Here is a 21,042-nt window from a genome sequence, read left to right on the forward strand (position 1 = left end):
TCAACCCCAGGTCATGCCGTCATCGCCAGCGGCGGCGCGACGGGCGGCTTCGATAGCCTCGCGGCGGCGCTGTTCGGCGGCTGCTTTCGCGGCGGCTTCGGCGCGCTGCAACTCGGACATGCGCTCCTCCTCAGCCTGTAGCGCTTGCGTGTGCAAGTCGGACGGGCTCACATAGACAGGCGCGGTCGGCTTCGGCGCGGTCGCGCGTTTGTACAGCCAACGGATCGCCGCCGCGATTGCCAGCACAACCACCACGTCCAGGAACCCATGCCCAGCGGGTGCGCCCACGGCGGTCACGACAGCAAGCCCGGAAACGATCAGCCAGTACATCGGTCACTCCTTCACGGGTGACGCCATGCCCGCCGCGACAGCCGCCACGACAGCGGCGACGTACGGGACAGACGCGGGAACATGTGCCGCCAGGTAGAAAGCAAGTAGGGAAATCATCGGGGCTCCTCCTAGTCAGAAAAGGTCAGCGAACGGGTCATCGCTCGGGGCGGGTTCAGGGCTCGGCGCGGCGGGGGCTTGCGGGCGTGTTGCGGTAGCCACGGCGGGGGCGGGTGTGTTTGCTGCACGGGTTCGGGCTCCCGCTACCGTCAACAGCGCGCTAAGGCGGCGGCGGGCGGTGTGGACGTTCCAGAGGGTCACGATCAGCCCCCGCCAGACCCGGAAATCCCCAATCTCGGCGGGGGTGTTCGCTACCACGTGCTCGAACTCGCGGCGTGCCTTCTCCAGGGCGTCCAGGGCGGCGTCCAGGTCGTCCGCAATCTCGGCGGGTGAGGCGTCCATGAGACGGCGGGGGATGGAGATAATTACGTCAGCCTCGCCCGCGTCGGTCAGGGTCACCAGCTCAGCCAGCAGCACGTCCAACGCCAGCAAGTCGGCATACGCCGCCGTCACGGTCGGGATGTCACGGCGGGCGGCTTTGATGGTTCGCCCCAAGGTCGCCGCGTCATTGAAAAACCCCCGCCGCTCCTCGTGCGCCGTGCCCCACTTGCGCGCTATGTCCTCGTCGCGGCTATGCGCGTCCAGCATGTCCAGCAAACTTGGAAGGCTCGCCTTGAACGCCGCGAACCCGTCCAGGTAGCGGTCGCGCTTCTCCTCGATTGCGCCGTCGTAGTCCAACATTCCCGGCTCCTCAGTCCAGGTAATCCCGCGACGGGCGCGCGTCGTACCCAGGCGGCGGCGGGGGCGGCGGGGCGGTGCGACGGCGACGGCTCGCCCACCAAACAAAGCCAGCCAGCCCCCCGCCCACCAGCGGCAGCACCACATGCTCCAGGGTTTGATCGCGCGGCTTGTACTCGCTCGGCGGGTCGGCGGGGCGGTACTTACACACGGCGGAACCGCTCGGGCTCGTGCCGTCAGGGTTGCACCACGGCGCGGCGGCGGCGGTGCCCATTCCCCCACCCATGCCCAGGGCGGCGGCAACGGCTACGGCGGCGGCTAGTCGTCGGGCGTTCATTCGGTCGTCTCCTTCGGTCAGGGTTGTTGTCATGCTAAACTCCTTGTTGTTGATTGGTCATCATCTGTTGACTGTTTGGGATTCCCCCGCCCTGCCAGGCGGGGGTTTCTGCTTCACGGGGTCTCGGTCTTGAACACCTCCCTCATCTCTGCGCGGGCTAACAGGTAGTCCTCGAAAGCGGCGACGCGCTCGGTGTCGGTCTTGTACTCGTTCCCGTACCGGGCTAGCCAGCGCTGCCAGTCCGTGCCGGTCACGCCGCGCTCCCGTTGGTCTTGAGCCCGTGCCGTCCCAGGTACCGAAGAATCTCGTCATCGGTGACGAACACGCTGCCTTTCCCATCGGTTCCGCAGCCGCCGCGAAACGCCGTAAGTTCCAGCTCATTTCGCGTCCTCCGTACGTCCTCCGAACACGCGCTCCATCTCGTCGCGGGTGTGTAGGTAGGACTCGTAGGCGTCGATGCGCTCGGCGAGGGTCGGGTAGTCGTCCCCATACCGCTCCAGCCAGCGCGCCCAGGTGGCGGTCATGCCGTCGCCTTCTCACCGCGCGCCGTGCGCTGCGCCTGCTTTGCCAGCCACGCCTCGAACTCGGGCACCGGGTACCGCACACCACGTCCTACCTGCATGGACAGTGGTCCGGTGTTCTTCGAGCGCCAGTAGGAGAGGGTTTGCTTGCTCACCTGGAGCCGGTCGGCGACCTGCTGCATGGTCAGGTACTCGGGGTGTTCCTTGGGGGTGCTACGTGCACGCTGCATGTTGTCTGTTCCTGTCTGTATCGTTTGGACTGCCTGTTTTGTATAGTAGCACGGCTTGTACGGATTGTGGTTTCCTGTACAGATTGGATAGAGTGATGACATGACAGACGCGGACGACCGGGCACTCGGGGCGGTGATTCGACGCCGCCGGGCGGCGCGGGGGCTCACTCAGCAGGCGATGGCGGAGAGACTTGGTATGTCCCCTGTCGTGTACGGACGGGTCGAGCTGGGCAACCGCCCGGTGCGTGCTGTTGAACTGCGCGACATCGCCCGCACGTTGGGCGTTCCGATGGATGACCTTGTGCGAGAAGTCGATCCGATCACCGCCGAGGAGATGGTCGAGCGCGCGGTCGCCCTGCGAGACACCGCACATCGCGCCCTGCGGGAGTACGCCTCTGTCGTGGTCGATGCCGTCGCCGCCGTGGACGAGTCCGACCACGGAGCCCTGGTAGACGACGAGCCGCTCACCGACGCCGACGACCTGGCGGAGTACCTGGCGCGGATGCCGCAGTTCGCGGGACTCACCGCGCCCGCCGACCTAGTGCCCATTCTGCGCCGAGCGCTCACCGACCTCGCGTCGTCCGTCCCTCTGTATGTGTCCACGGAATCGGAGGAGTGCGATGGCTGACCAACGCCGCCGGGCGGGTGCTCACATCGAGGACACGTGGAAGTACAAGGACGGAAAGCCCAAGCCGCGCAACGGGATCGGGAAACGCTGGCGCGTCGTTGTCATCGGGCTGGACGGGAGCCGTTCAGGCGAGCATTTCGACCGGAAGGTGGACGCGGAGACCTACCGCGATGCCGTCAAGAACAGTCTCACCACGGGGACGTACGTCAATCCGAGGGCAGGACTCGTCACCGTCGCGGACGTGTGGGAGCAGTATCTCTCGCACCAGAAGCCCGGCGGAACTCGGGAGCGGCGCGTGTCGGGGTGGAACGCATGGGTGTCCCCTCGATGGGCAAACGTCCTCGTGCGCGACGTGCAACGGTCGGCGGTCAAGGCGTGGATCGTGGACATGGGCAATGCGGGGGCGACCGCGACCACCATCGAGAACGCGATGGAGGTGCTGCGCGGCATTCTGACCGTCGCCGTCGAGGACAAGCGCATTGCGGCGAATCCCGCTGCGGGACATAAACTTCCCGCGCGCACCGAGCCACCCAAGGTCTACCTCTCCCATGAACAGGTCTGGGTGCTAGCCGACGCCATCGACCCGCGCTACCGCACGCTGGTGCTGTTCCTGACGTACACCGGGCTGCGATTCGGAGAAGCCGCCGCGCTGGAGGTCCAAGACCTGAACCTGCTGCGGCGACAAATACACGTCCGGCAACAGGTCACCGAGGTATCCGGTGTCCTCACGTGGACACCGACCAAAGGCAAGCAGGCGCGGCACGTTCCTCTGCCGTCGTTCCTCGTCGAGCCGTTGAGCGTGGAATGCCAAGGGCGGCAGCGTGCCGACGCGGTGTTCACCGCCCCGCGCGGCGGCACCCTGCGCCTGAACACGTGGCGGAACCGGTACTGGAACCCGACCATCGAGGGACTACGAGAAGCGGGCGAGTTCCCCGACGCGACACCGCACGACCTGCGGCACACAGCGGCGTCCCTGGCGGTGCAGGCGGGAGCGAATGTAAAAGTCCTCCAGACCATGCTCGGGCACAAGAGCGCGACCCTGACCTTGGACACGTACGCCGCGCTGTTCCCGGAAGACCTCGCGGACATCGCCGCGCGCTTCGACGCCGCCGTCGCACGACTGGGGACATCCGCAAAAACGCCCCGTTCTATTCTCCAGACACGCACCAGACACGCAGACCGCTAACGTGCCCTCAACAAGAAACCCGCCCCGTCCTGTTCTCGCAGGTCAGAGCGGGTTTTTCCTTGTCGGGGTGGCGGGATTCGAACCCACGACCTCTTCGTCCCGAACGAAGCGCGCTACCAAGCTGCGCCACACCCCGTGTGAAGCCACGACAGCCTATCGCACCGGCCTATCGACTGACCAAATCGCCTGCCCCGCTCAGGTCCAGGAGCACGAGCGTTCGAACTCGCCCAGCGTCGCCGCGCCGGTAGCTGATGTAGCGGCCGATCGTCGCGCTGGTGCCGCCGGCGCCCGCGCCGACCACGATCCATTCCGGGACGGGGTGGCGTTCCTCGCCCAGCTGCTCGTAGATCGACTCGGCGATGTTGTTGTTGCCGCGCCAGTCGGTGGCGCGCTCGGCGTTGGTGAACTGGTCCAGGTAGTGCCCGCCGGACTCCCGGGCGACGCGCTCGGCCTCGGCGTAGACCTCGCTGGCGTTCCGCACGAAATGGCAACGGCCGCCCTGCGCCTCGATCAGCGCCACCTTCGCGGAACTGGTGGCCGCCGGCATCACCGCGACGAACGGCAGTCCCAGCAGGGCCGCGAAGTACGCCTCCGACACCGCCGTCGAGCCCGACGACGCCTCGACCACCGTGGTGCCCTCGCCGATCCAGCCGTTGCACAGCGCGTAGAGGAACAGCGAGCGCGCCAGCCGGTGCTTGAGGCTGCCGGTGATGTGGGTGGTCTCGTCCCAGAGGTACAGCGCGACGTCAGCGTGCCGTCGACCAAGCCGACGGAACGCAGCAGGGCGTGTCGGCGCTGCGCCGGGCGTCGGCCTGGATCAGCCGGATGGCGTTGTCGGTCCAGCGCCGGGAGCGGGTTCGGACCGCGATCTGGGTCCGTTCGTTCAACGCATCGACGCTGCCGGCACGGAGCGCCCGAGATCGCTGTTCGCGTCCCGGTCGCCCATCGGTGCGGCGATCAAGGTCAGCAGGGTGGCTTCTGGCCGGCAGCAGAAGCGCACGGGCGCGAACGGGGAGGTCCCGAGGCCGGCCGAGACGTGCAACTGCATGGTGGCACCCCAACGGGACGGGCCCTTCGCACGGGAGCGGTCCAGGCCGCAATTGGTCACCAGGGCGCCGTAGAAGGGCAGGCACAGCTGCCCGCCGTGCGTGTGGCCCGCCATCACCAACTGGTAGCCGTCGGCGGCGAAGCGGTCCAGCACCCGCGGCTCGGGGGAGTGCGTCAGACCGAGTCGCAGGTTGGCGGCGGGGCTGGGCGGGCCCGCGATCGTGTCGTAGCGGTCCCGGTCGATGTGCGGGTCGTCGACGCCCGCGGCGGCGATGTGCAGGCCGGCCACCTCGAACTCGCGCCGCGTATGGGTGAGGTCGAGCCAGCCGCGCTCGGTGAACGCCGCCCGCAGGTCCTGCCAGGGCAGCGGCTCGCCGCGGACCCGGTGCGACGGGTTGGTCAGGTAGTTCAAGGGGTTCTTCAGGAGCGGCCCGAAGTAGTCGTTGCTGCCGAAGACGAACACGCCCGGCCGCGACAGCAGATCCCCCAGCGCCTGGACGACCGCGGGCACCGCCTTGGGATGCGCCAGATTGTCGCCGGTGTTGACCACCAGGTCGGGCTCCCAGCCGGACAACTCGCGCAACCAGGCCTGTTTGCGGCGCTGGTTGGGCGTCATGTGGAGGTCGCTGATGTGCAGCACCCGCAGCGGCGTGGACCCCGGGCTCAGTACGGGCATGGTGATCTCGCGCAGGACGAAGGCGTTGCGCTCGACGACCGCGGCGTAGCCGATGCCGGCGACCGCGGCGCCGACCGCCGCGGCGCCGGTGCGTATCAGGACGGGCAGAACGTCAGCCATGAAGGCAGCCTACTGCCGCTCCCGGGATGGCAGCGCGCATTCCCCGCCCCCGTTAGGCCCCGCGGCGCCTACGGGGGTGGCGCGCCCGGTGGCGGTGGTGGGGCCAGTAGCGGAATGGTGATCGGCGGCAGGCCCGGAATCTCCACGACCTGCGAGCCGACCGGCACCGGCTCACCCTCCGGCGGCGGAGGTGGAGCGGGGGGAATGCCGTTGCTGATCTGGATTGTGATGATCGAACCCGGGATCGTCTGACCGCTGGGCGTGGTCCCGACGACCTCCCCGTACTCGGCGGAACTGTTCACCGAGGTGGTCTGGTCGGCCACCCGGAAGCCCGCGTCCTTGAGGCGCTGGCGCGCCGCGTCCACCTTCAGTCCCGCCACGCTCGGCACCCGCGACGCGGGCGAGCCGTCGACGTAGCGGGGATCGGTGGGCGGCAGGTGCACGTCGCCGAACATGGTGGCGATCGGCTTCATCGCCGTGAACCAAGTGCGGGCGGGCTCGTTGCCGCCGTAGAGGTCGCCCTCGCTGCAGTGGCGCAGCGGCGACGAGCACAGGTCGGTCGGGTTGGTCGAGTCGTCGTAGATGTAGTTCGCCGCGGCGTAGTGGTTGGTGAAACCCACGAAGCCCGACGAGCGGTGCGCCTCGGTGGTGCCGGTCTTGCCGGACATGGGCAGGTCCCAGCCCGCCGCGCTGGCCGACCCGGATGCCGTGCCGCCGGCCTGGGCATCCTTGCTCATCGCGTTGGCCAGGGTGTTCGCCAGCCCCTCGGGTACCACCTGTTCGCACGTCTCGGTGGTGACGGCCACCTCGTTGCCGTGGCGGTCGATCAGCTTGTCGATCGGGCTCGGCGGGCACCACACGCCGCCGGAGGCCAGGGTGGCCGCGACGTTCGACAGCTCCAGCGCGTTTACCTCGACCGGGCCCAGGGTGAAAGAGCCGACGTTCTGGCGCTTAATGAAGTCGGCCAGGCTTTCGTTGCTGTCCGGGTTGTAGTCGCGCGCGGTGCCCGGGTCGGCGTAGGACCGCAGCCCGAGCTTGATGGCCATGTCCACCGTGGGCGTCACGCCGACCTGCTGGATCAGCTTGGCGAACGCGGTGTTGGGCGAGGTGGCCAGCGCGTCCGTCACGTTCATCGACCCCCGGTAGCGGCCGGCGTTGATCACGCACCAAGTGTCCTTGGGGCAGCCCTTGGCCCCGCCGCTGCCCATGCCCTTGGCCTCGAACCGGCCTGGCACCTCGAGGGTCGCGTTGATGCCCATGCCCATGTCCAGCGCGGCGGCCGTGGTGAAGATCTTGAACACCGACCCGGCGCCGTCGCCGACCAGCGAGAACGGCTGCGGCCGCATCGTCTCGCCCGCGTCGATGTCCAGCCCGTACTTGCGGTTGCTGGCCATCGCCATCACCTTGTGGGAATCCTTGCCGGGCTTGATCACGCTCATCACGCTGGAGATTCCCGGCAGGGTGGGGCTGGCGAACTTGTCGATCGCCGACTTCACCGGGGCCTGCACGTCGGGGTCCAGCGTGGTGCGGATCGTGTAGCCGCCGCGGGCCACCTGCTCCTTGCTGATCCCCGCGCGCGACAGGTACTCCTGAACGTAGTCGCAGAAGAACGCCCGGTCTCCGGCCGCGATGCAGCCGCGGGGCAGCTCGTTGGGCTGCGGCAACACCCCCAGCGGCGTGGCCTTGGCGGCGCGCAGGGCGTCGGCCTCCTGCGGGATGTTCTCGATCATGGTGTCCAGGACCAGGTTGCGCCGCGCCAGGGCGCCCTCGGGATTGGTGTAGGGGTTCAGCGTGCTGGTGGACTGCACCATGCCCGCCAGCAGGGCCGCCTGCTGCCAGTTCAGTTCCGAGGCGTTGATGCCGAAGTAGGTCTGTGCGGCGTCCTGCACGCCGAAGGAGCCGTTACCGAACGACACCAGGTTCAGGTACCGGGTCAGGATCTCGGGCTTGGTGAAGGTCTTGTCGAGCGTGAGGGCCATCCGGATCTCACGCAGCTTGCGCGCCGGGGTGGTCTCGACGGCCGCGCGCTTCTCGGCGTCGGTCTGGGCCGTCACCAGCAGCTGGTAGTTCTTCACGTACTGCTGCTCGATGGTCGAACCGCCGCGGGTGTCGACGTCCCCGCGCGCATACCCGGCCAGCCCGGTCAGGGTGCCCTTCCAGTCCACCCCGTTGTGCTCGGCGAAACGCTTGTCCTCGATCGAGACGATCGCAAGCTTCATGGTGTTGGCGATCTTGTCGCCGGGCACCTCGAACCGGCGTTGCGAGTACAGCCAGGCGATGGTGTTGCCCTTCGCGTCGACCATCGTCGAGACCGCCGGCACCTCACCCTCGAGGAGCTGCGCCGAGCCGTTGGCGACGACCTCGGAGGCGCGATTGGACATCAGCCCCACACCGCCGGCCACCGGGAACATCAGGGCGGTCGCGACCACACCGGCCAACAGGCAGAATCCGGCGAGCTTGAGAACCGTGAGGCCTGCTGGGGGGCGGTCTGGCATGGGTACTAGAGTAGCGGGCCACGGTTTCCCCGATGCCGCCTCAGCCGCCCCGCCGGACCGGCAGAACGACTAAGCATTTCGCTGACCAGGGATGTTGCCCCCGGCTCGAGTGATATTCGCGCCGACTTAACCGGTCGTACACTCCCGCCGGGGTGCGTGATGGTACGTCTGGTCGTAGGCTACCGCGCAGGACGGCACGCGCGTCCCAAAAAAAGGTTATGAGACTGTCGCGCAATTGCCACCTGACCACCTAACTTATACACACGGTGAGATTCGGCTAACACCGTCGTGGATAGTGTGGCGTAGATCGCAGTCGGGTCTGCACCCGAGGAGGGCGGCCGCGGAAGGCGGCCGGGCAGGAAGGGAACGACTCGTGTCAGGAACACGGCCCGCCGCGCGTCGGACAAACATCGCGGCTGCGCAAGGCGTACTCCGCAGCGTCGACGCCGAAGAACGAATCACCTGGGTTTCGAAGGCGCTGTGCCGGACCACCGATCCCGACGAACTCTTCGTGCGGGGCGCCGCCCAGCGCAAAGCCGCGGTGATCTGCCGTCACTGCCCGGTCATGCAGGAGTGCGGGGCGGACGCGCTGGACAACAAGGTGGAGTTCGGCGTGTGGGGCGGCATGACGGAGCGTCAGCGCAGGGCGCTGCTGAAGCAACACCCCGACGTGGTGTCCTGGGCGGACTTCTTCGACAAGCGTCGCAACCGCAGCGTCGGCTGACCCCTCGATCCGAGCGGCAATCGCCGCTTGCCTCTGATTACGACCCTGTTACAGCCGTGCGCCGTCGAACTGGCTTGTGCATGGGACGAATTCGCGGCCGGAACTATCGCGCGTGCAATAAGGCCGGCTTCAGCCCGCCGCGGCGGTGAGCTGGTCGGCCAGCGCGCGCAGCGCCTCCAGGTCCGACACGTCGAACGGCAACGACGGCACCCCCACGATCGGCACGTGCGGATTGGCGCCGGTGAACCGCGACAGCAGCCGCACCTCCCGCTTGGCAGTCTGCGCGCGGTCGGCGTGAATCCGCAGCACCGCCGCCGCCAGCGCCGCGGCCTCCGAATCCTGTCCCGAACCGAGCGCGGCCTCCAGCGTCTCGCTGCCGTCGACGGCCCGCTCGACCGGCAGCGAACACAGCGTCGGGTGAGTGCGGTTGAGCACCAGCCCGGCCAGCGGCATGCTCTCCTGCGAGAGCCGGTCCACGAAGAACGCCGCCTCGCGCAGCGCGTCCGGTTCGGCCGCCGACACCACCACGAACTGCGTCCCCCGCCGTTTGAGCAGCGCGTAGGTGCGCTCGGCCTTCTCCCGGAACCCCCCGAAGGTGGCGTCCAGCGACTGCACGAATGCGGCTGCGTCACCGAGCATCTGGGAACCGAGCACGGTTGAGAGCGCTTTCATCGCCAAACCCATTGCGCCGGTTACCAGTCGACCGATGCCACGACCGGGTGCCAGCAACAGCCGCCACAGCCGGCTGTCCATGAAGCTGCCCAGCCGCTTCGGCGCGTCCAGGAAGTCCAGCGCGTTGCGCGACGGGGGGGTGTCGACCACGACCAGGTCCCAGCGGTCCTGGCCCAGCAGCTGCCCCAGTTTTTCCATCGCCATGTACTCTTGCGTGCCGGCCAGCGACGTGGCGACGGTCTGATAGAACTGGTTGTTCAGAATCGATTGCGCCCGTTCGGTTCCCGAGTACTGGACCACCATCTCGTCGAACGTGCGGCGCATGTCGAGCATCATCGCGTGCAGCTCCCCGGTGACCTCGGGGGCCAGCGGCACCCGCTGCGGGACGTTGCCGAGTTCGTTGACGCCCAACGCCTGTGCCAGCCGCTTGGCCGGGTCGATCGTCAAAACGCAGACGTTGCGGCCATATTCGGCCGCACGCAACGCCAGCGCGGCGGCCGTGGTGGTCTTGCCCACGCCACCGGCGCCGCAGCACACCACGACGCGGTTCGACATGTCGGACAGGATCGCCTTCATGTCAAGGACTGTCGGTGTGACGCTCATCGAACCCCCTGTTGGGCAAGCGATTCCGAAAGCTCGTAAAGGCTGCCGAGGTCGACGCCGTCGGAGATCGCCGGCAGTTCGAGCCGGGGCACCTGCAACGCGTCGAGCTGTTGGGCGGTCTCGGCGCGCGCGGTGATGCGGGTCGCATGCTCGATGGTCTCGGTGAGCAGGCCGGCGAAGTCGGCCTCGCCGAGCGTGATTCCGGCCATCTCGAGGCCGGCCCGAACCGAGTCCGCGTCGATCGCGCCCTCGGCGGCCTTGGCGAGATCGCGCGGCTCCAGATACGAGGGGATGTTGCGGTTGACGATCACACTGCCGATCGGCAGCTCCATCTCGGCCAGCTCCTCGATGGCTTCCAGCGTCTCCTGCACCGGCAGCGCCTCGAGCAGGGTGACAAGGTGGATGGCGGTCTGTTCGGAGTGCAGTAACCGGACCACGCCCTCGCTCTGCGAGTGCACCGGCCCACCCTTGGCCAGGTCGGACACGGCCTTGGTGACATCCAGGAAGCGCGCGATGCGGCCCGTCGGCGGCGAGTCCACCACGACCGCGTCGTACACCGGCAGCCTGTTGCGGTCGACGCGCACCACCGACTCCTTGATCTTGCCGGTGAGCAGCACGTCGCGCAGACCGGGCGCGATCGTCGTCGCGAACTCGATGGCGCCGATGCGCCGCATCGCCCGGCCCGCGATGCCGAGGTTGTAGAACATGTCCAGGTATTCCAGGAACGCCGCCTCTATGTCGATCGCCAGCGCGTTGACCTGGCCGCCGCGCTCCGCCGTCGCGATCTTGAGCTCCTGGTACGGCAGTGGCGGCACGTCGAACAACTGCGCAATCCCTTGCCTGCCCTCGACTTCGACGAGCAGGACCTTGCGGCCGCCCGCGGCCAGCGTCAGCGCCAGGGCGGCCGCCACCGTCGACTTGCCCGTGCCGCCTTTGCCGGTGACGAAATGCAGCCGGGCCTTGGACAGGCGCGCCGGCCAGCCCACGGGACTACCGCCGCTGTTGCTGCCGGGAGTGCCGGAAGTGGTTGCCACCTTCGCATGCTAGCCCGAGCGACTCCGGCCCCCCGCAGATCGGGGTCGACCGATAGGCTCACGCCATGAGTCAACCGACCGCATGGGAGTACGTAACGGTTCCGCTGCTGACGCACGCCACCAAGCAGATCCTCGATCAATGGGGCGCCGACGGCTGGGAGCTGGTGGCGGTGTTGCCCGGGCCCACCGGCGAACAGCATGTCGCGTACCTGAAGCGCCCCAAAGGATGAGTGCATCGGCCCGGCTCGACCAGCTCGGCATCACGCTGCCCGAGGCGGTGCCGCCGCTGGCCGCATACGTACCGGCGGTGCGCACCGGAAACCTCGTCTACACGTCGGGTCAGCTGCCCATGAAGGCGGGCGAGCTGGCCGCGACCGGCAAGGTCGGCGCCGCGGTCACCCCCGAGGAGGCCAAGGCGATGGCGCGGGTGTGCGCCCTCAACGCGCTGGCGGCCGTGAACGCGCTGGTCGGGATCGACGCGGTGACCCGGGTCGTCAAGGTCGTCGGGTTCGTCGCTTCCGCAGCGGGCTTCAACGGCCAGCCGGGCGTGGTCAACGGGGCCTCCGAACTGCTCGCCGAGGTTTTCGGCGACAGGGGCGCGCATGCGCGCTCGGCGGTCGGCGTTTCGGAGTTGCCGCTGGACGCGCCGGTGGAGGTCGAGCTGATCGTGGAGGTGGCCTGACGGCCGCGACCGGGGCCGACGAGCCGCTGACCCATCCCGCCTACCGGCGGTTGCGGGCGGTCACCGACACGGCCTCTGTGCTGTTGGCCGACAACCCCGGGCCGTTGACGCTCGAGGGCACCAACACGTGGGTGCTGCGCGGCCCCGGCAGCGATGAGCTGGTGATCGTCGACCCGGGTCCCGACGACGACGAGCACATCGCCCGCATCGCCACGCTGGGCCGCGTCGCGCTGGTGCTGATCAGCCACCGCCACGGGGACCACACCGAGGGCATCGACAAGCTGGTCGAGCTGACCGGCGCGACGGTCCGCTCGGCCGGCAGCGGATTTCTGCGCGGCCTCGGCGGCGAGCTCACCGACGGCGAGGTGATCGACGCGGCGGGCCTGTGTATCACGGTGCTGGCCACTCCCGGCCACACCGCCGACTCGCTGACGTTCGTGCTCGATGACGCGGTGCTGACGGCGGACAGCGTGCTGGGCCGCGGCACCACCGTCATCGACAAGGAGGACGGCAGCCTGCTCGACTACCTGGAGTCGCTGCGGCGGCTGCGCGGTTTGGGCCGACGCGCGGTGCTGCCCGGGCACGGCCCCGAACTACCCGACCTGGAGGCCGCCGCGTCCGGCTACCTGATGCATCGCCAGGAGCGGCTCGAACAGGTGCGCGCTGCGTTACGCGAGTTGGGGGAGGACGCCAGCGCGCGCCGGGTCGTCGAGCACGTCTATGTCGACGTCGACGAGAAGCTCTGGGAAGCTGCCGAATGGTCGGTCCAGGCTCAGCTGGACTACCTGCGCCGAGATTGACGTTTCGCAGCGAAAGTGCGAGTGGGCGTCTGCAGAACGTCGATCTCGGCGCCAAGCGCCTAGCGCGCGCGGCGGGCCAGCCGCTCGGAGTCCGAGATGAGCACGCTCTTGCCCTCCAGGCGGATCCAGCCGCGATGGGCGAAGTCGGCCAGCGCCTTGTTCACCGTCTCCCTGGACGCCCCCACCAGCTGGGCGATCTCCTCCTGGGTCAGGTCGTGGGTGACGCGCATGGCGCCGCCCTCCTGCGTGCCGAAACGCTGGGCCAGCTGCAGCAGCTGCTTGGCCACCCGCCCGGGCACGTCGGTGAAGATGAGGTCGGCCAGGTTGTTGTTGGTCCGGCGCAGGCGCCGGGCCAACACGCGCAGCAGCTGCTCGGCGATCTCGGGCCGGTCGGCGATCCACGCCCGCAGCGCGTCGCGGTCCATCGAGACCGCGCGCACCTCGGTGATGGTGGTCGCGCTGGACGTCCTCGGGCCGGGGTCGAAGATCGACAACTCCCCGAACATGTCCGAGGGGCCCATGATGGTCAGCAGGTTCTCCCGGCCATCCGGTGAGCGCCGGCCGATCTTGACCTTGCCGGCGATGATGATGTACAGCCGGTCGCCGGGTTCTCCCTCGGCGAAGACCGTGTGTCCGCGGGGGAAGTCGACGGGTTGCAGTTGCTTCGTCAACGCGGCGACCGCGCCGGGCTCGACCCCTTGGAAGATTCCTGCCCTTGCCAGGATCTCGTCCACGTTGCCCTCTTCAGCTTTCCAACGATGTGATGTAGACAGGCTAACCTCTTGCTCGCGTGTCGAGTCTAGAGGTACACCGGAGTGTCCAACGTGCCAACGCTACACACGATTGACATATCCCGGGGTCTTAAACTGCGGATTGCCGCGTGGATGGGTGTGTCGCGGCGCGGGCGACACGAACTCGCCCAGCCGGTAGCAGTCGGGGGCGAACCCGGGCGCGGCGTGCCGCCCCCCGGCCGGCGGGGCTTCCAGTTCCCGCCGCTCCCGTCGCAGATGCAAATACTCCAGCGCCTCGGGCATGCCGTCGTGGGCCGGCGTGCGCATGTCCATGGCCTCGGCGGGCCCGGGTGACTCGTCTGACGCGGTGATCGCGAGCGGCCGGCCGGACAGGTCGCGTTCGAGCCGCCCGAGGCCGAACGTCGCCAGCATCAGCAGCCCCGGCACGCAGGCCACCAGCAACCATGACACAGGGAAAGTAAACATGGTGGTGCAGCAACACGAGGTCTCGGTCAGATCACGAAATCAGTACTCTGCCGAAATCAGTACTCTGCCGAAATCAGTACTCTGTCGTAGGTGATAGCGGCGAAGGCCGAGCGGCGGTGGGCCGAAGAAACCCGCACCGGGCTGGTGCGACGGGCACGCCGGATGAATCGCACCCTGGCCAAGGCCTTCCCAGACGCCCATTGCGAGCTGGACTTCACCACGCCGCTGGAGCTGACGGTGGCCACGATCCTCTCGGCGCAGAGCACCGACAAGCGGGTCAACCTGACCACGCCGGCGCTGTTCGCGCGCTACTCCTCGGCGCTGGACTACGCGCAGGCGGACCGCGCCGAACTGGAGGCGCTCATCCGCCCGACCGGTTTCTTCCGTAATAAGGCCACCGCCCTGATCGGCCTCGGGCAGGCACTGGTCGAACGGTTCGACGGCGAGGTGCCGTCCACGCTGGCCGACCTGGTGACGCTGCCCTGGGTGGGGCGCAAGACCGCGAACGTCATCCTCGGCAACGCGTTCGGTGTCCCGGGCATCACCGTCGACACCCATTTCAAGCGGCTGGTGGACAGGTGGCGCTGGACCGCCGAGGAAGATCCGGTCAAGATCGAGCACGCCGTGGGTGCGCTGATCGAGCGCACCGAGTGGACGATGCTGAGCCATCGCGTGATCTTCCACGGCCGTCGCGTGTGCCACGCGCGAAAGCCGGCGTGCGGCGTCTGCCTGCTCGCCAAGGACTGCCCGTCCTTTGGGCTCGGTCCCACCGAACCGCTGCTCGCCGCGCCGCTGGTGAAGGGCCCCGAAGCCGAGCACCTGCTGGCCCTGGCCGGGCTGTAAGCACGGCCTTGACCCGCAGCACGCGCTGGACCATCGCGATCGTGGCGGTGGTGGTGGCGCTGGCGGCCGCGCTGGTGGCCCAGTTGCGCGACGACGCCCCGGGGCCCGCGGCGACCGACGCCGGCGCCGGCCGCGAGCACCGCGACGCCGACACCCCGGCCGCGCTGGCGGGACCGCGGCGGCGAGCGGACCTGCGGCCCTGTCCTGCACCTGCCGGCGGTCCCGGCCCCGCGGCGCTGCGGGGGGTCACGGTGCAATGCGCCGCCGACGGGTCCGTCGTCGACGTCGGCCGGGCGCTGGCCGGGCGGCGGGTGGTGCTGAACTTCTGGGCGTACTGGTGCGCCTCGTGCACCGCCGAGCTGCCCGCGATGGCCGAGTATGCGCGCCGGGCCGGGCCGGGCCTGACCGTGCTGACCGTGCACCAGGACGAGAACGAGACGGCCGCCCTGCTGCGGCTGGCGGAGCTGGGGGTTCGGCTGCCGACCCTGCAGGACGGTCGGCGCCGCGTGGCGGCGGCCCTGCGGGTGGTTAACGTGATGCCAGCGACGGTGGTACTGCGGCCGGACGGTAGCGTTGCCCAGACGCTGCCGCGCGCTTTCGCCAGCGCCGACGAGATCGCGGCCGCGGTCGGAGACCAGGAGCGATGAGGCGGCAGCCGGAGACGGACGGGCGGTCGGGAACCCAGTGGAGGTGGCGGTGAGTGCTTGGGGTACCGCCCGCACGCAGGGGACGGATCCCGTTACGTCCGAACTCTGCCCGCCGTGGCTGCGCCCCCTCATCGACAACCTCGGCCGGATTCCCGACGCGTACCGGCGCCGGCTGCCGGCCGACGTGCTGGCGATGCTGACCTCCGGCGCGGCGTCCGCGGGCGGCGAACGGCGCGACGCGGCGGTGCTGGTGTTGTTCTCCGGGCCGGAGTCCGGGCCCGCCGGCGGCGGCATCCCCGACGAGGCCGACCTGCTGGTCACCGTGCGCGCCGCGACGTTGCGCCACCACGCCGGGCAGGCGGCGTTCCCCGGCGGCGCCTCCGACCCCACCGACGACGGTCCCGTGGCCACCGCCCTGCGCGAAGCGCGCGAGGAAACGGGCATCGACCCGGCCCGGCTGCAGCCGCTGGCCACCCTGGAACGGTTGTTCATCGCGCCGTCGCAGTTTCATGTGGTCCCGGTGCTGGCCTACTCGCCGGATCCCGGGCCGGTCTCGGTCGTCGACCGGGCCGAGACCGCGGTCGTGGCCAGGGTCCCGGTGCGCGCGTTCGTCAACCCCGCCAACCGGCTGATGGTGTACCGCGGCGACCTCGGCCACCGGTGGGCCGGGCCGGCGTTTCTGCTGAACGAGATGCTGGTCTGGGGCTTCACCGGCCAGGTGATCTCCGCCCTGCTCGACGTCGCCGGGTGGGCCCGGCCCTGGGACACCACCGACCTGCGCGAGTTGGACGAGGCCATGTCGCTGGTCGACGACCAGGGTGGGCCGGCCCGATGAGCCTGAACTCGATGACCCCCTCGCAGTGGCTGGACATCGCCGTCCTGGCGGTCGCCTTCATCGCGGCCGTTTCGGGATGGCGTTCCGGCGCACTGGGTTCCGTGCTGTCGTTCGCCGGGGTGCTGCTCGGTGCGATCGCCGGGGTGCTGCTGGCGCCCCACATCGTCAGCCACATCGCCGCCCCCCGCGCCAAGCTGTTCACCGCACTGTTCCTGATCCTGGCGCTCGTGGTCGTCGGCGAGGTGGCCGGTGTTGTGCTGGGTCGGGCCGTGCGCGGGGCCATCCACAGCCGCGTCGTCCGGACCGTCGACTCCGTCATCGGGGTGGGGGTCCAGCTCGTGGTCGTGCTGACCGCGGCCTGGCTGCTGGCCACGCCGCTGACCCAGTCGAAGGACCAGCCGGAGCTGGCCGCCGCGGTCCGGGGCTCCCGGGTGCTCGCGCAGGTCAACGACGTCGCCCCGCCCTGGCTGAAGACGGTGCCCAAGCGCCTGTCGGCGCTGCTGAACACCTCGGGACTGCCCGCGGTGCTCGAGCCTTTCAGCCGCACCCCGGTCATCCCGGTCGCGTCCCCGGATCCGGCCCTCGCCACCAACCCGGCGGTCACGGCCGACGCGCCGAGCGTCGTCAAGGTGCGCAGCCTGGCCCCCAGCTGCCAGAAGGTGCTCGAGGGCAGCGGCTTCGTCATCGCGCCCGACCGGGTGATGACCAACGCCCACGTGGTGGCCGGGTCCAACAGCGTCCAGGTCTACGCCAGCGGCAACCCGCTGGACGCCACCGTGGTGTCGTACAACCCCGCGGTCGACATCGCCATCCTCGCCGTCCCGCACCTGCCGCCGCCGCCCCTGGCCTTCGCCCAGACCCAGGCTAAGACCGGCGCCAACGTCGTGGTGCTCGGCTATCCTGGCGGCGGCAATTTCACCGCGACCCCGGCCAGGATCCGCGAGATCATCAAGCTCACCGGTCCCGACATCTACCGGGATCCCACACCGGTCACCCGCGACGTCTACACCATCAGAGCCAATGTGGAGCAAGGCAATTCGGGTGGGCCGCTGATCGATTTGAACGGCCATGTGCTCGGCGTGGTGTTCGGCGCCGCCGTCGACGACCCCGATACCGGGTTCGTGCTGACAGCCGACGAGGTCGCCGGGCAGCTGTCCCGGATCGGCGACACCCAGGGGGTGAGCACCGGGGCCTGCGTCAGCTGACCCAGTGCACCTGGCCGAGGAACTTCGTCAGCTGCCCGTTGATCTCGTCGGGCAGCTCTTCGTGGCTGAAGTGTCCCGCGCCGGCGACCGACAGGTAACGCCCGTGCGGGGCGTACCGCTGCGTCCGGTCCACCGGGTCGGCCAGCACGTAGGGGTCCGCGTCACCGCGCAGGTGTAGCAACGGCACCCCGAGCTGTTGGGACATCGACGTCATGAACCGCCAGCCTTCACTGCGCAGCTGGCTGCGCACCGCCCAGCGCTGGTACTCCAGGGCGCAATGGGCGGCCGCCGGAATCTGGATCGCGGTCCGCAGGTAGCGGATGGTTTGGGAGAAGTCCTCGGAAGCCACCCATTTCGCGCTGCTGCGGCTGGCTACGAGGCGCTCGATCTCGGCCGCGTCGTCCCGGGTTAGCAGGCGCTCCGGCCACAGCGGCAGCTGGTAGCGCAGCAGCATGGGTAGCAGCGCATACCCCTGATCCCGCCGGCTCAGGGCGGACCGGCGCAAGGCGGCGGGGTGCGGCGAGCTGATCAGCGCGATCGCGCGCACCAGGCGTGAATGCAGCAGCGCGGTCGCCCAGCACGCAAGCCCGCCCTCGGCGTGGCCGACGAGGGTCGCCGAGGAGTGCCCGAGCGCGCGGATCAGTCCGGCGGTGTCACCGGCGAGCGTCCAGCCGTCGTAGCCGCGCGGCGGCTTGTCGCTGCCGCCGTAGCCGCGCAGGTCGACCGCCACGACCCGCGCGCCGCTCAGTCCTCGCAGCTGATGGCGCCACGACCACCAGAACGAGCCGAATCCGTGCAGCAGCATCACCAACGGCCGCGCCGTGGCCGGGGTGCCCGCGTCCTGGCCTGTCGGCGGGGTGGCCGGCGATGCCTCGACCACGTGGAATCGGATGCCGTTGGCGTGCACGTCCAGATGCCGCCATGGCCCGTCGATGCGGGTCATCGACGGATCCGGCGCTGCCACCTACCAGCCCGAGGTGTCGGAGGGTGCGCCGCTGTCCGGCGTCTCGTGCCTGCCGCGCCGCTCGGCGCCCGCCTTGTCGTGGCCGGGGGTGAGGGCGGTGCGGGTCTCGCGGACCGATTCGATCGTCTCGCGCGGCCCGCGGATCCGGCGCACCTTCAAAAAGCCCAGCAGGGCGAGTAGCGACCCGAACACCACCATGATCGCGAACACGATCAGGTATGCCACCCAGTGCCACAGCCAGGTGTCGAGCAACTCGGCGAGGAAGAAGAAGAAAAAGAACGTGGAATAGAACAGCACCACCAGCGCGGCGATGAAGAACACGCTGCCGGTCAGGCCCTTCTTGACGTCGCGGGTGATCTCGGCGCGGGCCAGTTCGATCTCGGCGCGCAGCAGCGTGGAGACCTGGGCACTCGCGTCTTTGATCAGGTCACCGATCGAGGGCTCGGCGGGTCCGGCGTGCGGATCGGTCAACGGGATGGTGGTCAGCGTGCTGGGTACACCGTTCTTGCGATCGGCTCTGCTCACGGACGGTCCTCTTTCCTCAGTTGCCCGGCTGCTCCTCGGGCCGTGGCGGCCCGCGTCGTCGCGTGGACTCGATTGCCCGGCACGCGTCGTCGCGGTTCATGTTGCCATGCGGTGCGTCGCCGGACGAGGTCAGCCGAGAACCGCGAGCGCCGGGGTCGAGCCACCACAACTGCGGCTGAACCCAGCGGTCAGAGGTGGCTCGCGGCGTAGTCGGCTCCCCTGGCCACCATTCCGTCCTCGTAGGAATTCGGGTTGTGCAGGGCGAAGTCGAGCCCGTCGGAGCAGACCGGGTCGTTGTCGATGCACAGCTCGAGCGTCTTCGGCTCATACAGTGGGCCGATGGTCACCGGGGGCTCGCCCAGGAAGCTCATGGCCCTCTCGTTCGGCAACCCGAACAGCACGACCGATGACACGTGGTCGGCGATGTCGGGCGCGAGCGGCCTGGGCACCGTGGCGGGATCGACGCCGGCGGGCACCTCCGGCGAGGTGACGAAGCCCATCACGGCCGCGCCCTGCGAGTACCCGCTCAGCACCATCTTGGTGTTGGGGCAGTTCTTGGCCATCGAGACGACGTGTGCGCCGGCGTCCCTGACACCGTCGATGCCGGTGTCCCACTGGTCGCTGGCGGGGTATTTGACCGCGTACACGCCGAGTGCGTTCGCGCCGACGCGGGAGCGCAGCTGGTTGACGAACGCCTCGCCGACGGGGCCGATGCCGGGCGGCTCACCGGTGCCCCGGGCAAACACCACCTGTTCGGCGGGGCAGGAGGCGGCGGATACGGACGGGACGGGCGCGCCGGCCAAGCCGCAGGCTGCGAGGGCGGCGGCGCCCAGCAATTGGGGGATGCGCCATTGACTCATGCTCAATAAATGCCCGTTCGAGCAGCGCTCAATCTGAGAGAACTCTGTGGGTCGACGCTGCGAAAACTTTCCTGACGTCAGGTGCATCGGGTTGCCAAGCCTTCCGCCTTTGTCCATTCTCTTCCGACCGCCTACTGAGTTTCGTTCGCTTCGGGTTTCGGCTCTCCTCGATGGCGAAGGTTACCGCACAACCGCGTGGACAGCGACGACCTCGCGGACGACATACAGTTGGCGCCGAAACCCTTTTGCGGCGCAAGAAGCTCAGGGCCCCGTTTGCTGGGCGCGCCGACGCCGGAGGTCCGGCGCCCCGGCGGACTAGACTTATCGAGCCCCTCGAAATGTGGGGCCGGTTGATGGGAGTGTTGCTTTGCAGACGGTGCACCGTTGCTTCCTGGCGGCGATGGTGGCCGTGTTATTGGCCCTCGGTTTGCCGACCTCGCCGGCGGCCGCCGGCGACAAGGTCCCCATGGGCGGCGGCGCGGGCATCGTCATCAACGGCGACACGATGTGCACGTTGACCACGATCGGCAACGATTCCGCCGGCGAGCTGATCGGGTTCACCTCGGCGCACTGCGGCGGTCCGGGCGCCAAGGTCGCCAGCGAGGCCAACGAGAACAGAGGCCCGCTGGGCATCATGGTCGCAGGCAACGACAACCTCGACTACGCGGTGATCAAGTTCGATCCCGCCAAGGTGACACCGGTGGCCGACTACAACGGCTTCCCGATCGACGGCATCGGCGAGGACCCGGCCTTCGGTCAGATCGCTTGCAAGCAGGGCCGCACGACGGGGAACTCCTGCGGCGTCACCTGGGGCCCCGGCCAGGACCCCGGCACCATCGTGATGCAGGTCTGTGGCCGGCCCGGCGACTCCGGCGCGCCGGTGACCGTCAACAACATGCTGGTCGGCATGATCCACGGGGCCTTCACCGACAGCCTGCCGACCTGCATCATCAAATACATTCCGCTGCACACCCCGGCGGTCGTGCAGTCGTTCAGCGCGATCATGGCCGACATCAACGCCAAACACCGTCCCGGCGCGGGGTTCGCGCCGATCTCGGCGGCCTGA

The 21,042-nt window shown here is 69.0% G+C and carries 25 protein-coding genes, 1 tRNA gene and 2 pseudogenes; 11 read left to right on the forward strand and 17 right to left on the reverse strand.

The features are described 5' to 3' along the window. The 6 genes from AB8998_RS02140 to AB8998_RS02165 form a co-directional block, all read right to left on the reverse strand. On the reverse strand, positions 1-330 hold the full coding sequence (locus tag AB8998_RS02140; protein ID WP_369736605.1) for a hypothetical protein: 330 nt from the start codon (positions 328-330) through the stop codon (positions 1-3). A 132-nt stretch (positions 331-462) separates the two neighbouring features. Next, a complete protein-coding gene (locus AB8998_RS02145) occupies positions 463-1,128 on the reverse strand; it encodes a hypothetical protein (RefSeq protein ID WP_369736606.1) in 666 nt (221 codons plus the stop codon). Positions 1,129-1,138: 10 nt separating this feature from the next. Next, positions 1,139-1,495 (reverse strand): hypothetical protein, encoded by a 357-nt coding sequence (locus AB8998_RS02150; protein ID WP_369736608.1) that lies wholly within the window; start codon positions 1,493-1,495, stop codon positions 1,139-1,141. Positions 1,496-1,575: 80 nt separating this feature from the next. Further along, entirely contained in the window at positions 1,576-1,716 is a 141-nt protein-coding gene (locus AB8998_RS02155; protein ID WP_369736610.1) for a hypothetical protein, read from the reverse strand. Between the two features lie 123 nt (positions 1,717-1,839). Further along, positions 1,840-1,986 (reverse strand): hypothetical protein, encoded by a 147-nt coding sequence (locus tag AB8998_RS02160; protein WP_369736611.1) that lies wholly within the window; start codon positions 1,984-1,986, stop codon positions 1,840-1,842. Then, complete coding sequence (locus AB8998_RS02165) at positions 1,983-2,213, reverse strand: helix-turn-helix transcriptional regulator (RefSeq protein WP_369736613.1); 231 nt, start codon at positions 2,211-2,213, stop codon at positions 1,983-1,985. Before AB8998_RS02165 ends, AB8998_RS02160 begins: the two co-directional genes overlap by 4 nt. A 100-nt stretch (positions 2,214-2,313) precedes the next feature. On the opposite strand from AB8998_RS02165, the gene AB8998_RS02170 reads away from it, so the two are divergent. Both AB8998_RS02170 and AB8998_RS02175 read left to right on the forward strand, forming a co-directional pair. Continuing rightward, entirely contained in the window at positions 2,314-2,841 is a 528-nt protein-coding gene (locus AB8998_RS02170) for a helix-turn-helix domain-containing protein (RefSeq protein WP_369736615.1), read from the forward strand. Beyond that, positions 2,834-4,027 (forward strand): tyrosine-type recombinase/integrase, encoded by a 1,194-nt coding sequence (locus tag AB8998_RS02175; protein WP_369736617.1) that lies wholly within the window; start codon positions 2,834-2,836, stop codon positions 4,025-4,027. Before AB8998_RS02170 ends, AB8998_RS02175 begins: the two co-directional genes overlap by 8 nt. Before the next feature lie 62 nt (positions 4,028-4,089). Here the strand turns inward: AB8998_RS02175 and AB8998_RS02180 are convergent. The 4 genes and pseudogenes from AB8998_RS02180 to ponA2 form a co-directional block, all read right to left on the reverse strand. Continuing rightward, a tRNA-Pro gene (locus tag AB8998_RS02180) sits at positions 4,090-4,163 on the reverse strand. Positions 4,164-4,265: 102 nt separating this feature from the next. Next, a pseudogene (locus AB8998_RS02185) lies at positions 4,266-4,914 on the reverse strand (pyridoxal-phosphate dependent enzyme); the annotation flags it as partial. Beyond that, positions 4,911-5,870: a metallophosphoesterase gene (locus tag AB8998_RS02190; RefSeq protein ID WP_369736619.1), complete on the reverse strand. Its 960-nt coding sequence runs from the start codon at positions 5,868-5,870 to the stop codon at positions 4,911-4,913. The pseudogene AB8998_RS02185 and the gene AB8998_RS02190, both read right to left, overlap by 4 nt. 68 nt (positions 5,871-5,938) lie before the next feature. Continuing rightward, positions 5,939-8,365 (reverse strand): transglycosylase/D,D-transpeptidase PonA2, encoded by a 2,427-nt coding sequence (ponA2, locus tag AB8998_RS02195; RefSeq protein ID WP_369736620.1) that lies wholly within the window; start codon positions 8,363-8,365, stop codon positions 5,939-5,941. Positions 8,366-8,738: 373 nt separating this feature from the next. On the opposite strand from ponA2, the gene AB8998_RS02200 reads away from it, so the two are divergent. Then, positions 8,739-9,089 (forward strand): WhiB family transcriptional regulator, encoded by a 351-nt coding sequence (locus tag AB8998_RS02200; RefSeq protein WP_369736622.1) that lies wholly within the window; start codon positions 8,739-8,741, stop codon positions 9,087-9,089. Positions 9,090-9,218: 129 nt separating this feature from the next. Here AB8998_RS02200 and bagB read toward each other — a convergent pair whose 3' ends face one another. Together bagB and bagA are read right to left on the reverse strand one after the other, a co-directional pair. Then, entirely contained in the window at positions 9,219-10,364 is a 1,146-nt protein-coding gene (gene bagB, locus AB8998_RS02205) for an ATPase BagB (protein ID WP_369736623.1), read from the reverse strand. Continuing rightward, on the reverse strand, positions 10,361-11,398 hold the full coding sequence (gene bagA, locus AB8998_RS02210; protein ID WP_369736624.1) for an ATPase BagA: 1,038 nt from the start codon (positions 11,396-11,398) through the stop codon (positions 10,361-10,363). Before bagA ends, bagB begins: the two co-directional genes overlap by 4 nt. A gap of 65 nt (positions 11,399-11,463) precedes the next feature. Here bagA and AB8998_RS02215 point away from each other — a divergent pair, with 65 nt between their 5' ends. The 3 genes from AB8998_RS02215 to AB8998_RS02225 are packed head-to-tail and all read left to right on the forward strand — an operon-like array spanning position 11,464 to position 12,880. Further along, a complete protein-coding gene (locus AB8998_RS02215; RefSeq protein WP_369736625.1) occupies positions 11,464-11,628 on the forward strand; it encodes a Sp36 family protein in 165 nt (54 codons plus the stop codon). Beyond that, on the forward strand, positions 11,625-12,080 hold the full coding sequence (locus AB8998_RS02220; RefSeq protein WP_369736626.1) for a RidA family protein: 456 nt from the start codon (positions 11,625-11,627) through the stop codon (positions 12,078-12,080). The genes AB8998_RS02215 and AB8998_RS02220 overlap by 4 nt, the downstream gene beginning before the upstream one ends. Beyond that, positions 12,077-12,880 (forward strand): MBL fold metallo-hydrolase, encoded by an 804-nt coding sequence (locus AB8998_RS02225; RefSeq protein WP_369741394.1) that lies wholly within the window; start codon positions 12,077-12,079, stop codon positions 12,878-12,880. Before AB8998_RS02220 ends, AB8998_RS02225 begins: the two co-directional genes overlap by 4 nt. A gap of 59 nt (positions 12,881-12,939) precedes the next feature. On the opposite strand, the gene crp is transcribed toward AB8998_RS02225, so the two are convergent. Then, on the reverse strand, positions 12,940-13,614 hold the full coding sequence (crp, locus tag AB8998_RS02230) for a cAMP-activated global transcriptional regulator CRP (protein WP_369736628.1): 675 nt from the start codon (positions 13,612-13,614) through the stop codon (positions 12,940-12,942). 99 nt (positions 13,615-13,713) lie between these two features. Further along, positions 13,714-14,097, reverse strand: coding sequence for a hypothetical protein (locus tag AB8998_RS02235; protein ID WP_369736630.1), 384 nt, complete (start codon positions 14,095-14,097; stop codon positions 13,714-13,716). Positions 14,098-14,259: 162 nt separating this feature from the next. On the opposite strand from AB8998_RS02235, the gene nth reads away from it, so the two are divergent. From nth to marP, 4 genes and pseudogenes are all read left to right on the forward strand, one after another. Then, entirely contained in the window at positions 14,260-14,940 is a 681-nt protein-coding gene (gene nth, locus AB8998_RS02240) for an endonuclease III (RefSeq protein ID WP_369741395.1), read from the forward strand. 8 nt (positions 14,941-14,948) lie between these two features. Beyond that, the gene (locus AB8998_RS02245; protein ID WP_369736631.1) at positions 14,949-15,587 is read left to right on the forward strand and encodes a TlpA disulfide reductase family protein; all 639 of its coding nucleotides are present in this window, start codon (positions 14,949-14,951) and stop codon (positions 15,585-15,587) included. Positions 15,588-15,640: 53 nt separating this feature from the next. Next, positions 15,641-16,422, forward strand: a pseudogene (locus tag AB8998_RS02250) (NUDIX hydrolase). A gap of 11 nt (positions 16,423-16,433) precedes the next feature. Further along, positions 16,434-17,627, forward strand: coding sequence for an acid resistance serine protease MarP (gene marP, locus AB8998_RS02255; protein ID WP_369736633.1), 1,194 nt, complete (start codon positions 16,434-16,436; stop codon positions 17,625-17,627). Here the strand turns inward: marP and AB8998_RS02260 are convergent. The 3 genes from AB8998_RS02260 to AB8998_RS02270 all read right to left on the reverse strand — a co-directional run bounded on the left by AB8998_RS02260 (position 17,620) and on the right by AB8998_RS02270 (position 19,976). After that, positions 17,620-18,591, reverse strand: coding sequence for an alpha/beta fold hydrolase (locus AB8998_RS02260; RefSeq protein ID WP_369736635.1), 972 nt, complete (start codon positions 18,589-18,591; stop codon positions 17,620-17,622). The genes marP and AB8998_RS02260 overlap by 8 nt on opposite strands. Beyond that, the gene (locus tag AB8998_RS02265) at positions 18,592-19,116 is read right to left on the reverse strand and encodes a phage holin family protein (protein WP_369736637.1); all 525 of its coding nucleotides are present in this window, start codon (positions 19,114-19,116) and stop codon (positions 18,592-18,594) included. Positions 19,117-19,304: 188 nt separating this feature from the next. Then, positions 19,305-19,976 carry a cutinase family protein gene (locus AB8998_RS02270; RefSeq protein WP_369736639.1) on the reverse strand — a complete coding sequence of 224 codons (672 nt, stop codon included), beginning with the start codon at positions 19,974-19,976 and terminating at the stop codon, positions 19,305-19,307. 367 nt (positions 19,977-20,343) lie between these two features. On the opposite strand from AB8998_RS02270, the gene AB8998_RS02275 reads away from it, so the two are divergent. Beyond that, positions 20,344-21,042: a S1 family peptidase gene (locus AB8998_RS02275; RefSeq protein ID WP_369736640.1), complete on the forward strand. Its 699-nt coding sequence runs from the start codon at positions 20,344-20,346 to the stop codon at positions 21,040-21,042.

This window comes from Mycobacterium sp. HUMS_12744610 (assembly GCF_041206865.1).
Classification (GTDB): Bacteria; Actinomycetota; Actinomycetes; order Mycobacteriales; family Mycobacteriaceae; genus Mycobacterium; species Mycobacterium servetii.